We start from the raw sequence: 12,682 nt of genomic DNA, 5'->3' as shown, positions 1-12,682 counted from the left end.
GTGAGTGAACTGATTCCCGCGCCCCGCAGCGTCGTCGCCGGTCCGGGCGAGGTGCGGCTGACGGCGTACTCCCAGCTCTACGCCGACACCGCGACGGAGGGCGTCGGTCACTGGCTGCGCACCGTCCTCCGGGAGGCCACCGGCCTGCCCCTGCACGAGGGGCGGGAACTCGACGACACCGACGGCGATGGCATCGGGCTCCAGCTCGACCCCGAACTCGGCCCCGAGGAGTACCGCCTCGTCAGCGACTCGTCCGGCGTCCTTGTCGAGGGCGGCAGCGCGGCCGGTGTCTTCTGGGGCGCCCAGACGCTGCGGCAGCTTCTCGGCCCCGATGCGTACCGCAGGGCCCCGCTCAGTCGCGACCGCGCCTGGGCCGTGCCGCACGTCACGATCGAGGACGCCCCCCGCTTCCGCTGGCGCGGCCTCATGCTCGACGTCTCACGCCACTTCATGCCCAAGGACGGTGTGCTGCGCTATCTCGACCTGATGGCCGCGCACAAGCTGAACGTCTTCCACTTCCACCTCACCGACGACCAGGGCTGGCGCATCGAGATCAAGCGTCACCCGAAGCTCACGGAGACCGGATCGTGGCGGGAGCGCACGAAATTCGGCCATCGCGCGTCGCCCCTGTGGGAGGAGAAGCCGCACGGCGGCTACTACACGCAGGACGACATCCGCGAGATCGTCGCGTACGCCGCCGAGCGGCATATCGCCGTCGTCCCCGAGATCGACATCCCGGGCCACTCGCAGGCCGCCATCGCCGCGTATCCGGAACTCGGCAACACCGACGTCATCGACACGACCTCCCTCTCCGTCTGGGACAACTGGGGCGTCTCCCACAACGTACTGGCCCCCACTGACAACACCCTGCGCTTCTACGAGGGGGTCTTCGAGGAGGTCCTGGAGCTGTTCCCCTCGGAGTTCATCCACGTCGGCGGCGACGAGTGTGCCAAGGAGCAGTGGAAGGAGTCGCCAACGGCGCAGGCGCGGATCAGGGACCTGGGGCTCGCGGACGAGGACGAGTTGCAGTCGTGGTTCATCCGGCACTTCGACAACTGGCTGACCGCGCGCGGGCGTCGGCTGATCGGCTGGGACGAGATCCTGGAGGGCGGCTTGGCTCCCGGTGCCGCCGTCTCGTCGTGGCGTGGCTACCAAGGCGGCATTACGGCAGCTCAGGCGGGTCACGACGTCGTCATGTGCCCTGAACAATACGTGTACTTGGACCACCGCCAGGACGGCGGCGCCGACGAACCGGTGCCCATCGGCTACGTACGGACCCTGGAGGACGTCTACTCCTTCGAGCCCGTTCCGCCGCAGTTGACTCCCGATCAGGCTCGCCATGTTCTCGGCACGCAGGCCAACCTGTGGACCGAGGTGATGGAGGACCACGCGCGCGTGGACTACCAGGCGTTCCCTCGGCTCGCGGCCGTCGCCGAGGTCGCATGGAGTGCGCTGCCCGCCCCCGCGGAACGCGACTTCGCGGCCTTCGAGCAGCGGATGACCACCCACTACAGGCGACTTGACGCCCTGGGAGTGGCCTATCGCCCGCCCACCGGCCTCCTGCCCTGGCAGCGGCGACCGGGGGTGCTCGGACGCCCGATCGAGGGGGCGCCCCCAAACGTGTGAGCCGACTCCCAAGGAGGTGCCGCGAACCGGCCGCCCTGGAACGGTGTCACCCGGGCGAAAGGCGCCCAAGGGTCTGCTAAAACTGCCAATTCGCTCTGACCGGTGATGTCGTGCGAAATCGGGACATCCCGCTGGTGACGGGTGCGAAAGCCTCCTAGCGGACCCCCGCATCGTGCTGGGAGGAAGATGTGCCAGAGTTGCCACGTCCGCCCTGTCAGCACGTACCGTACGGCAACACAGGTGGGACCAGGTGGGACAGCGGGAAGGGGTAGCCGGTTTGACCACGCACGCACCGCAGGCGGCGCAGACCGTGACGCTGCCCGCCTCTCTGGACGAGGCCGTGGCGGCGCTCGCCGCCACGCCGGCGGCCGTTCCGGTGGCCGGCGGCACCGACCTCATGACCTCCGTCAACTCCGGGCACATGCGGCCCGCCGCGCTCGTCGGCCTCGGCCGGATCAGCGAGATCCGCGGCTGGCAGTACCAGGACGGCCACGCGCTGCTCGGCGCGGGCCTCACGCACGCCCGCATGGGCCGCCCCGACTTCGCGGCCCTGATCCCCGCCCTCGCGGCCGCCGCGAGAGCCGCAGGCCCCCCGCAGATCCGCAACGCGGGCACCCTGGGCGGCAACATCGCCTCGGCTGCCCCTACAGGGGACGCGCTTCCGGTACTGGCTGCCCTGGAGGCGACGCTGATCATCGCGGGCCAGGGCGGCGCCCGCCGTGAGATCCCCGTCTCGCACCTGCTCGCCGGCGTGGAGATGCTGCGCGCCGGCGAACTCATCGGGTACGTGCGCGTGCCGCTGCTGCACGCCCCACAGGTCTTCCTGAAGGCGACGGGACGGACCGGCCCCGGACGCGCCCTGGCGTCCGTGTCGCTCGTCCTCGACCCCGCCCGGCGCGGAGTGCGGTGCGCCGTCGGCGCCATAGCGCCGATGCCGCTGCGGCCCCTGGAGGCCGAGCAGTGGGTCGCCTCGCTGATCGACTGGGACAACAACCGCGCGATCGTGCCGGAGGCACGGGACGCCTTCGGCGAGTACGTCGCGGCGGCCTGCATCCCCGACCCGGTCCCCGCGGAGGACGGCTCTGTGGAGCAACTGCCGCCCGCTGTACTGCACCTGCGGCGCACCGTCGCCGCGCTGGCCCGACGAGCATTGGGGAGGGCACTTTCGTGACCGACGACCAGCACGGAGAGGGCACCCCTCCGGCGGGCAGCCGCTGGGACCCGCTGCCCCAGGGCGACTACGACGACGGCGCCACCGCCTTCGTCCAGCTCCCCGAAGGGGGCATCGACGCACTCCGGTCCGACTCCCCGCTCGCCGCACCCGGCCACGGCTATGTACCGCCGCACATCGAGGCCGAGCAGGGGCAGCCCCAGGAGGTACGGTGGCCGGACCCGAACGCACAGCCTGAGGAGCCCCCGCAGCAGCCCGCTCACGACGGTTTCTCGTACCACCCGGGGACCACCGGCCAGTGGACCTTCGAGGAACCCGCACAGGACGGCTCGGGCGCTCCCGGACACGACGTGACCGGACAGTGGTCCATCCCCGTCGCCGACGGTGATCTGCCCGACGAGTCCGGCGAGTTCACCACCTCGGCCCTGGTCGAGCAGTGGGGCGGCAGCCCTCCGGCAACGTTGCCGGGCGGGGCGGCGGCGCCTTGGGCGCAGGAGTCCTGGGCGCAGCCTGAGCAGCACGCCGCCGAGCAGCTCGCGCCTTCGGACGAGGCCGCCCGCCATGCTGAGAGTTCCGCCGCTGCCCGCGCCGAAGAGGCCGCCGAGATCATCGACGTCTCCGGAGAGCACGCCGACGAGATCGCCGTCTCCGTAGAGAGCGGTTCCGCGGAGAGGGCTCCTGGGGAGAGCGTCTCCGTGGAGCACGCCTCCGTGGAGCACGAAGAGCCGGTGGAGGAGTCGCCCGTGTACGGCGCTCCGGAGCACGGTTCTCCGGAGCCCGCCGACGCACCGGGCGCCGAGTCCGAAGCGGTGTCCCAGGAGGTGCGCGAGTCGCCCGGAGAGTCCTCGGAGTCCGCCGACACCTCTGAAGACAGTGCCGAGGAGCCCGAGGAGGGCGACTCCCCGAGTGCGCTTCCACACGACGAGATGCACCCCCTGGCCTCGTACGTCCTGCGGGTGAACGGCGTCGACCGGCCCGTGACAGCCGCCTGGATCGGCGAATCGCTCCTCTACGTGCTGCGCGAGCGGCTCGGACTCGCCGGCGCCAAGGACGGCTGCTCGCAGGGCGAGTGCGGGGCCTGCAATGTGCAGGTCGACGGACGGCTCGTGGCGTCCTGCCTGGTACCGGCCGTGACCACCGCGGGCAGCGAGGTGCGCACCGTCGAAGGGCTGGCCGCCGACGGGCAGCCCTCGGATGTACAGCGGGCCCTCGCCAAGTGCGGCGCCGTGCAGTGCGGTTTCTGCATCCCGGGCATGGCGATGACCGTGCACGACCTCCTTGAGGGCAACCCGGCGCCCTCCGAGCTGGAGACCCGCAAGGCGCTGTCCGGCAACCTGTGCCGCTGCTCCGGCTACCGCGGCGTCCTCGACGCCGTGCGCGATGTCGTCGCCGAACGCGAGGCGCACGCGTCTGCCGAAGCCGCCCAGGACGCCGAGGAGCCCCGTATCCCTCACCAGGCGGGCCCTGGCGGGGGTAGCGTCAACCCATCGGCGTACGAGGCCTCAGCGCCGCGTGAGCAGCCATACGGTCAGGACGGAGGCCAGGCGTGAGCAACGAAACCGCCACCACGACCACCGTGGAGGCCGCTCCCGCTCAGGACCCGTCGCCGCAGCACGGCCTGGGCGCATCCCTGCCGTCCGCGGAGTCCCGCGCCAAGACGGAGGGCACCTTCCCGTACGCGGCCGACCTGTGGGCCGAGGGCCTGCTGTGGGCCGCCGTGCTGCGCTCACCGCACCCGCACGCGCGCATCGTCTCCATCGACACCAGCCACGCACTCCAGATGGTCGGCGTCCGGGCCGTCGTCACGCACGAGGACGTACCGGGCAGCGCCATGTACGGCCGCGGCACGGCCGACCGCCCCGTGTTCGCCTCCGAGGTCGTACGCCACCACGGGGAGCCCATCGCGGCAGTGGCCGCCGACCACCCGGACACCGCGCGGATGGCCGCCGCCGCCGTCATCGTCGAGTACGAAGTACTCGACCCGGTGACCGACCCCGAGCAGGCCTTCGAAGCCGAACCCCTGCACCCCGACGGCAACCTGATCCGCCATATCCCGCTGCGGCACGGCGACTCCGAGGCCGCCGGCGACATCGTCGTCGAGGGCCTGTACCGCATCGGCCGTCAGGACCCGGCCCCCATCGGCGCCGAGGCCGGCCTCGCCGTGCCGCGCCCCGACGGTGGCGTCGAGCTCTACCTGGCCTCCACCGACCCGCACGCCGACCGCGACACCGCCGCCGCCTGCTACGGCCTGGAACCGGAGCGCGTGAAAGTCGTCGTCACCGGCGTGCCCGGCGCCACCGCCGACCGTGAGGACCAGGGTTTCCAGCTCCCCCTGGGGCTGCTTGCCCTGAAGACCGGATGTCCGGTCAAACTCGCCGCGACGCGCGAAGAATCCTTCCTCGGACACGTCCACCGTCACCCCACACTCCTGCGCTACCGCCACCACGCGGACGCCGACGGCAGGCTGGTGAAGGTCGAGGCGCAGATCCTGCTCGACGCGGGCGCGTACGCGGACACGTCGTCGGAGGCGCTGGCGACCGCGGTCTCCTTCGCCTGCGGTCCGTACGTCGTCCCGAACGCCTTCATCGAGGGCTGGGTCGTACGCACCAACAACCCGCCCTCCGGCCATGTGCGCGGCGAGGGCGCCATGCAGGTCTGCGCCGCCTACGAGGCGCAGATGGACAAGCTGGCGAAGAAGCTGGGCCTCGACCCGGCTGAGCTGCGTATGCGCAATGTGATGGCTACAGGGGACGTACTTCCCACCGGCCAGTCGGTGACCTGCCCGGCCCCCGTGGCCGAACTCCTCCAGGCCGTACGGGACTTCCCGCTGCCCGCCCTCCCCAAGGACACCCCCGCGGAGGAGTGGCTGCTGCCGGGCGGCCCCGAGGGCGCGGGCGAACCGGGCGCGGTGCGGCGCGGTGTCGGCTACAGCCTCGGCATGGTCCACATGCTCGGTGCCGAGGGCGCGGACGAGGTCTCGACGGCCACCGTGAAGGTCCACGACGGCGTCGCCACGGTGCTCTGCGCGGCCGTGGAGACGGGCCAGGGCTTCGCCACGCTGGCCCGGCAGATCGTCCAGGAGACGCTCGGCATCGAGGAGGTGCATGTCGCCTCCGTGGACACAGATCAGCCTCCGGCGGGACCGGGCTGCCGTGGCCGCCACACCTGGGTGTCCGGCGGCGCGGTCGAACGGGCCGCCAAGATGGTCCGTACGCAGCTGCTGCAGCCCCTTGCGCACAAGTTCGGCATGTCCACGGAGCTGCTCCAGATCACCGACGGCAAGATCACCTCGTACGACGGCGTGCTGTCGACCACCGTCACAGAGGCGCTGGACGGCAAGGAACTGTGGGCCACCGCCCAGTGCCGTCCGCACCCCACCGAGCCACTGGACGACGCCGGCCAGGGGGACGCCTTCGTAGGTATGGCGTTCTGCGCGATCCGCGCGGTCGTCGACGTCGACATCGAGCTGGGCTCCGTACGCGTCGTCGAACTGGCGCTCGCCCAGGACGTCGGACGGATCCTGAACCCCGCACAGCTCAGGGCCCGTATCGAAGCCGGAGTCACCCAGGGCGTGGGCGCCGCCCTCACCGAGAACCTGCGCACCGCACGCGGCCTGGTCCGCCACCCCGACCTCACGGGCTACGCCCTGCCCACCGCCCTCGACACCCCCGACATCCGCATCGTCAAACTCCTCGAGGAACGCGACGTGGTCGCGCCCTTCGGAGCGAAGTCGGCCAGCGCGGTACCGGTGGTGACCACCCCGGCGGCGATCGCCTCCGCGGTACGGGCCGCAACGGGGCGCCCGGTGAACCGGCTGCCGATCCGGCCGCAGGCGGCCGTGGTGACGAACGGGCACTGACCGGGGCCGGCGGCTGTTGATGGACGGTGTGGTTCTCGTCACCGGAATCATGGCCGCGGGGAAGTCCACGGTGGCGCAGGCGCTGGCGCAGAGGCTGCCGCGGGCCACGCATGTGCGCGGTGATGTGTTCCGCCGGATGATCGTGTCGGGACGCGCGGAGTACGAGCCCGGCGCCGAGGACAGCGAGGCCCTCGCCCAACTCCGGCTCCGCCACCGGCTCTCGGCGGCGACGGCGGACACGTACGCGGACGCCGGCTTCACGGCGATTGCCCAGGACGTCGTCCTGGGCGAGGACCTCACGGCGTATGTCGGCCTGGTCCGCACACGGCCCCTGTACGTCGTGGTCCTGGCCCCGCGCCCCGAGACCGTCGCCGCGCGCGAGGCGGGACGCGTGAAGACGGGCTACGGCGCGTGGACGGTCGACGAACTGGACCGCGGGTTGCGGGAGGAGACCCCGCGCATCGGGCTCTGGCTGGACACGTCGGAACTGAGCGTGGCACAGACGGTGGACGCGATTGTCGCGGGGCGGGAATCGGCTCGGGTTGCCTGACGGCACGTGGGTGACGTGCCGTGCGAGTCGGCCGGTAAACGGGCCGGAAGCCTTGTGGCGCTTGGGTTTTGGTGCGTTGTCAGTGGTGCGGCGTATGGTTTTCGATCAGTGGGGAGCGGCTGCTGGGACAGCGGGCCGCGCCCTGCTGGGGATGCACGATGCGATCACATGCACGGGGGAGCCATGAGGACGATTGACGCCGGTACGGGGGCGGTCACGCTGACCGACGAGTGCGGTGGCGCGGGACGCCGGCTGGAGGTGCCGGCCGACGCGACTGCTCGGGGCGAGATGTCGGCGTACTGGCGCATGGCCGCGCTGGTCCATGCCCTCACCAAGATCGCCGACCCGTACGCGGGTCTCCGGCTCGACCTGCCGGCACGGCTGCTCGACGAGGAGTTCGGCCCGGGCGGGATCATGCGCTTCGAGGACGTCGACTTCCCGGCCACGCTCACGCACGAGCCCACCCGCCGTTTCCTCCGGGAGACGGGTCTTCCGGAGGACGGCGTCACGTTCCAGCTCGAGATGGACGTTCCGCTGCAGACGCTCGCCGAGCGCCACGCGGCCGAGCGGACGGAGGAGTTCCCCTCCCTGGGTCCTTGGGCCCAACTCCCCTATGCAGCCGACCGGTTGATTCGTCTGGGCCGCCTCGCCGATGCCACGGACCTCCTCGTCGACGGCACCACCGGGGAGCTCCACGAGTGGTCAGCCCCGGCCGCCGGGCTGCGACCGCTCAACGCCGACATATCCACGCTCGCGTTCACGCTCTGGCTGCTGCACCGCGCAAGCTGCCCGACGCCGTAATAACACTCGCGGCCGTGACCGGATTCGAACCGGTGTAAACCCCCGCGGGCGGAGCCCGCTAATGGATGCAGCGCAGGCGGTCCCCTCAACCACTCGGGCACACGGCCGGGTTGGGAACGTTTCGCTCGTTCCGAACTCGATGTCGTCGACCGTAGGCCGCGGGGGACGGGACGCTCAGGGGATGGACTGGGGCTGCAATGGGACTGCCGTACCGCGTTCATGAAAGGAGAGAGGGCGTACGACCAAGGTCCCAGGCGATCACCGCCTCGCGACAGGGGCCAACGGAAGTCGTGCCCCTTACGCTGACGACCATGACCACCCGGGAACCGAGCGACGCCGACGTCGCGGACACCGCCGCCAAACCAGCCGCACCGGCCGACCCCGGCGCCGATGACGGTGTGCTCGGCCGCCCCTACCGGTCGCTCAGCATCGGGATCGTGTCCGTCGTGCTGCTGATCGCCTTCGAGGCGACGGCGGTGGGGACCGCGATGCCGGTGGCGGCGCGGGAGCTCGACGGGGTTTCGTTGTACGCGTTCGCGTTCTCGGCGTACTTCACGACGAGCCTGTTCGGGATGGTGCTGGCCGGACAGTGGTCCGACCGGCGCGGGCCGCTGGCGTCATTGACCGCGGGGATCGCGGCGTTCGCGGCGGGGCTGGCGCTGTCCGGGACGGCCGGGGTGATGTGGCTGTTCATCCTCGGCCGGGCGGTGCAGGGGTTCGGCGGCGGGCTGGTGATCGTGGCGTTGTACGTGGTCGTGGGGCGGGCGTATCCGGAGCGGTTGCGGCCCTCGATCATGGCGGCGTTCGCGGCGAGCTGGGTGATCCCGTCGATAGTCGGGCCGCTGGCCGCCGGTTCGGTGACTGAACAACTCGGCTGGCGCTGGGTGTTCATCGGGATACCGGTCCTGGTGGTGTTCCCGCTGGCGCTCGCCCTCCCACAGATACGGCGACTGGCATCCGGCCCGGCGGAGGGCTCCGTCGCCGCACCCTTCGACCGTCGCCGGATCCGGCTGGCGCTGGGCATCTCGCTGGGGGCGGGCCTGCTGCAGTACGCCGCCCAAGACCTGCGGTGGCTTTCGGCCGCCCCGGCCGTGGCGGGGACGGCGTTACTGGTGCCGGCAGTGCTGGGGCTGCTGCCGCGCGGGACGTACCGGGCGGCGCGCGGGTTGCCGTCCGTGGTGCTGTTGCGTGGGGTCGCGGCCGGGTCGTTCATCGCGGCGGAATCCTTTGTGCCGCTGATGCTGGTCACGCAGCGGGGGCTGTCGCCGACGCTCGCCGGGTTCTCGCTCGCGGCCGGTGGGGCGACCTGGGCTCTGGGGTCCTTTGTACAGTCGAGGGCACGGGTGGAGCCGTACCGGGAGCGGCTGATGGGCCTGGGGATGGTGCTGGTCGCGGCGGCGATCGCGGCGGCGCCGAGTGTGCTGATCGACGCGGTGCCGGTGTGGACGCTGGCCGTGACGTGGGCGTTCGGCTGCTTCGGAATGGGGCTGGTGATCTCGTCCACCAGCGTCCTCCTGCTGCACCTGTCCGCCCCGGAGGAGGCCGGTGCCAACTCCGCCGCGCTCCAGATATCCGACGGCCTGTCGAACGTCCTGCTGCTGGCGGCGGGCGGGGCGGCGTTCGCGGCGCTGGGCGGCGGCACGATCACGCATGCGGCCACGTCGGCCTCCGGCGCCGGCGCACCACCGGCCGCCTTCGCCGCCGTGTTCCTGCCGATGGCGGGGGTGGCGTTGGTGGGGGCTTGGGTGACTACACGGGTGCGGGGCGAATCCCGGTGACCCTGGCTGGTACCGCGTAGTACCGTCGAGCCATGGCTGGACTCAACCTGCGATTCACCGACGAAGAACTCGACGCGCTGCGCGAGCGTGCGGCAGCGGAGGGGCGCAGCATGCAGGCCTTCGCGCACGATGCCGTGATCTCGGCCATAAACGAACACTCGCGGTTGTTCAACGAAGCTGCCGACCATGTGCTCAAGGCCAGCGCTGAGCTGAACCGTAGGCTCGCCTGATGCACTACCTCACGCTGCCCGAACTGCTGAACCTTGCGAAGCGGCTCGGGGCGGAAGAGGTGCGTGACTACGGGCTTCTGGACTCGGCGCTGGCGCGCCCGCAGTCGAGCGTGTTCGGGCAGGACGCTTATCCGGACGTCTGGCAGAAGGCCGCGGCGCTGATGGAGTCGCTCGCCCGCAATCACGCGCTCGTTGACGGGAACAAGCGCATCGCCTGGTACGCGACCTGGGTGTTCCTGCACATGAACGGGCACCTCCTGGACCCGGACTTCGACGTGGACGAGGCCGAGGCCTTCGTACTCGATGTCTGCCAGGGAGCCCTGGACGTACCCAAGATCGCCGCACAGCTGCCACGCTTTGCGCGCTGACTGTGAGCTGGATCCCATCCGCGGGTGGCGCGGCGCAGTCCGCGCGTTGGCACAACCGAGCCGCCGATAGGGTGGCCCGGTTGTCATACGTACCCTGCCGCCCAACCACCCCACGGAGACCGTGACTACCACCGCCAGCAGCGCCTCCCACTCGCACCATCTGTCGCCCGCCTTTCCCGGCCGTGCCCCCTGGGGCACCGCCGGCAAGCTGCGTGCCTGGCAGCACGGGGCTATGGAGAAGTACCTCCAGGAGCAGCCGCGTGACTTTCTTGCCGTTGCCACGCCCGGCGCCGGTAAGACGACCTTCGCGCTGACGCTTGCCTCCTGGTTGCTGCACCACCATGTCGTGCAGCAGGTGACGGTGGTCGCGCCGACCGAGCATCTGAAGAAGCAGTGGGCCGAGGCGGCGGCGCGGATAGGGATCAGGCTGGACCCGGAGTACAGCGCGGGGCCGCTCAGCAAGGAGTACCAGGGGGTCGCGGTGACGTACGCCGGTGTGGGCGTACGGCCCATGCTGCACCGCAACCGCGTAGAGCAGCGCAAGACGCTCGTCATCCTCGACGAGATCCACCACGCGGGCGACTCGAAGTCCTGGGGCGAGGCCTGCCTCGAGGCGTTCGAGCCCGCGACCCGCCGCCTCGCGCTCACGGGTACGCCGTTCCGCTCCGACACCAACCCCATCCCCTTCGTGACGTACGAGGAAGGCAACGACGGGATCCGGCGGTCTGCCGCCGACTACACGTACGGGTACGGCAGCGCGCTCGGCGACGGCGTGGTCCGGCCCGTCATCTTCCTCTCCTACAGCGGCAATATGCGGTGGCGTACGAAGGCGGGGGACGAGATCGCCGCCCGCCTCGGCGAGCCCATGACCAAGGACGCCGTCAGCCAGGCCTGGCGCACCGCCCTCGATCCACGCGGCGAGTGGATGCCGAGCGTGCTGCGCGCCGCCGATCAGCGGCTCACGGAGGTACGGAAGGGCATCCCGGACGCCGGCGCCCTCGTCATCGCCTCCGACCAGGACTCGGCACGGGCGTACGCCAAGCTGATCCGTGAGATCACGGGGGACAAGGCGACCCTCGTCCTGTCCGACGATGCCGGCGCGTCCGAGCGGATCGACGAGTTCAGCCACAACAACGACCGCTGGATGGTCGCCGTCCGCATGGTGTCCGAGGGCGTGGACGTGCCCCGGCTGGCCGTCGGCGTGTACGCGACCACCATCTCCACGCCGCTGTTCTTCGCGCAGGCCGTCGGCCGCTTCGTACGGTCCCGGCGCCGCGGCGAGACCGCCTCCGTCTTCCTGCCGACCGTCCCCGACCTGCTGACCTTCGCCAATGAGATGGAGGTCGAGCGCGACCACGCCCTCGACAAGCCGAAGAAGGACGGCGAGGAGGACCCGTACGCCGAATCCGAGAAGGAGATGGAGGAGGCGAACAAGGAGCAGGACGAGGACACCGGCGAGCAGGAGGAGTTCGCCTTCGAGGCGCTGGAGTCCGAGGCCACCTTCGACCGCGTGCTGTACGACGGCGCCGAGTTCGGCATGCAGGCGCACCCGGGCAGCGAGGAGGAGCAGGACTACCTCGGCATCCCGGGCCTCCTCGAACCCGACCAGGTCCAGCTCCTGCTCCAGAAGCGGCAGGCGCGCCAGATCGCGCACAGCCGCAAGAAACCCGCCGAAGAGGCCGACCTCCTCGAAATGCCCGCCGAGCGGCGGCCGGTGGTCACACACAAGGAGCTGCTGGAGCTGAGGAAGCAGCTCAACACGATGGTCGGGGCGTACGTCCACCAGAGCGGCAAGCCGCACGGGGTGATCCACACCGAGTTGCGGCGCGTGTGCGGCGGGCCACCGAGCGCGGAGGCGACGGCAGGGCAGCTGAGGCAGCGGATCGCCAAGGTGCAGGAGTGGGCGACCCGTATGCGGTGACAGCACGGGTTCGGGTACGAGGATCAGGGCGCCGGTTTCGTTGTGCACGGGACCGGCGCTCTCGTATGTGCGTGGGCGTGCGTGGGTGTGCGTGGTGTGCGGGGGTGGTGCACAGGGGGTGATGTGCGCCGGGCGTACCAGGACAAACGCAACGATGCTCGTACCGGACACTGACCGGATTCTGGACGGAGTCTTCCGCTGAGCGAACCGGGTCGCTACTGTCCCGCTACGCACACGCCCCGTGGCAGCGCCGCCGCGGAGCGCAGCCGGTGCCCGCCCGGGTAGTCCCCGGGACGCTTGCCGACCGGCGGCCTCTGAAGCGCGTCGCCGTTGGGACCGGTGACGCAACCGCCGCGGAGGGGGCCGTCGACTCTCACC

At 71.0% G+C, this 12,682-nt stretch carries 10 protein-coding genes and 1 tRNA gene; 10 read left to right on the top strand and 1 reads right to left on the bottom strand.

Going from position 1 to position 12,682, the window contains the following annotated elements; all coding sequences use genetic code 11:
• The 6 genes from ABD357_RS02905 (at position 1) to ABD357_RS02880 (ending at position 8,007) form a co-directional block, all read left to right on the top strand.
• Positions 1–1,626: a beta-N-acetylhexosaminidase gene (locus ABD357_RS02905; RefSeq protein WP_344387265.1), complete on the top strand. Its 1,626-nt coding sequence runs from the start codon at positions 1–3 to the stop codon at positions 1,624–1,626.
• Between the two features lie 277 nt (positions 1,627–1,903).
• The gene (locus tag ABD357_RS02900) at positions 1,904–2,797 is read left to right on the top strand and encodes an FAD binding domain-containing protein (protein WP_344387263.1); all 894 of its coding nucleotides are present in this window, start codon (positions 1,904–1,906) and stop codon (positions 2,795–2,797) included.
• Entirely contained in the window at positions 2,794–4,347 is a 1,554-nt protein-coding gene (locus tag ABD357_RS02895; protein ID WP_344387261.1) for a 2Fe-2S iron-sulfur cluster-binding protein, read from the top strand. Before ABD357_RS02900 ends, ABD357_RS02895 begins: the two co-directional genes overlap by 4 nt.
• On the top strand, positions 4,344–6,656 hold the full coding sequence (locus ABD357_RS02890; protein ID WP_344387259.1) for a xanthine dehydrogenase family protein molybdopterin-binding subunit: 2,313 nt from the start codon (positions 4,344–4,346) through the stop codon (positions 6,654–6,656). The genes ABD357_RS02895 and ABD357_RS02890 overlap by 4 nt, the downstream gene beginning before the upstream one ends.
• Before the next feature lie 19 nt (positions 6,657–6,675).
• Positions 6,676–7,206, top strand: a complete 531-nt coding sequence (locus tag ABD357_RS02885) for an AAA family ATPase (protein WP_344387258.1) — start codon at positions 6,676–6,678, stop codon at positions 7,204–7,206.
• Positions 7,207–7,389: 183 nt separating this feature from the next.
• Entirely contained in the window at positions 7,390–8,007 is a 618-nt protein-coding gene (locus ABD357_RS02880; RefSeq protein ID WP_344387256.1) for an SUKH-4 family immunity protein, read from the top strand.
• Positions 8,008–8,016: 9 nt separating this feature from the next.
• Here the strand turns inward: ABD357_RS02880 and ABD357_RS02875 are convergent.
• Positions 8,017–8,114, bottom strand: a tRNA-OTHER gene (locus ABD357_RS02875).
• Between the two features lie 204 nt (positions 8,115–8,318).
• On the opposite strand from ABD357_RS02875, the gene ABD357_RS02870 reads away from it, so the two are divergent.
• The 4 genes from ABD357_RS02870 (at position 8,319) to ABD357_RS02855 (ending at position 12,304) form a co-directional block, all read left to right on the top strand.
• Positions 8,319–9,785 carry an MFS transporter gene (locus ABD357_RS02870; protein ID WP_344387253.1) on the top strand — a complete coding sequence of 489 codons (1,467 nt, stop codon included), beginning with the start codon at positions 8,319–8,321 and terminating at the stop codon, positions 9,783–9,785.
• Between the two features lie 32 nt (positions 9,786–9,817).
• Positions 9,818–10,015, top strand: a complete 198-nt coding sequence (locus ABD357_RS02865; RefSeq protein WP_266762988.1) for a hypothetical protein — start codon at positions 9,818–9,820, stop codon at positions 10,013–10,015.
• Complete coding sequence (locus ABD357_RS02860) at positions 10,015–10,383, top strand: type II toxin-antitoxin system death-on-curing family toxin (RefSeq protein ID WP_344387250.1); 369 nt, start codon at positions 10,015–10,017, stop codon at positions 10,381–10,383. The genes ABD357_RS02865 and ABD357_RS02860 overlap by 1 nt, the downstream gene beginning before the upstream one ends.
• A 121-nt stretch (positions 10,384–10,504) precedes the next feature.
• Complete coding sequence (locus ABD357_RS02855; protein ID WP_344387249.1) at positions 10,505–12,304, top strand: DEAD/DEAH box helicase; 1,800 nt, start codon at positions 10,505–10,507, stop codon at positions 12,302–12,304.
• The last annotated feature ends 378 nt before the right edge of the window (positions 12,305–12,682 follow it).

The sequence above is a fragment of the Streptomyces vastus genome, assembly GCF_039532825.1.
Taxonomy (GTDB): domain Bacteria; phylum Actinomycetota; class Actinomycetes; order Streptomycetales; family Streptomycetaceae; genus Streptomyces; species Streptomyces vastus.
The sequence above is the reverse complement of the archived record's forward strand: the minus strand, read 5'-3'. Positions and strand labels throughout refer to the sequence as shown.

Excerpts from the sequence above, each read along its gene's own strand:
- ABD357_RS02885 (WP_344387258.1), top strand. The coding sequence starts at position 6,676 with ATGGACGGTGTGGTTCTCGTCACCGGAATCATGGCCGCGGGGAAGTCC.
- ABD357_RS02880 (WP_344387256.1), top strand. The coding sequence starts at position 7,390 with ATGAGGACGATTGACGCCGGTACGGGGGCGGTCACGCTGACCGACGAG.
- ABD357_RS02870 (WP_344387253.1), top strand. The coding sequence starts at position 8,319 with ATGACCACCCGGGAACCGAGCGACGCCGACGTCGCGGACACCGCCGCC.
- ABD357_RS02865 (WP_266762988.1), top strand. The coding sequence starts at position 9,818 with ATGGCTGGACTCAACCTGCGATTCACCGACGAAGAACTCGACGCGCTG.
- ABD357_RS02860 (WP_344387250.1), top strand. The coding sequence starts at position 10,015 with ATGCACTACCTCACGCTGCCCGAACTGCTGAACCTTGCGAAGCGGCTC.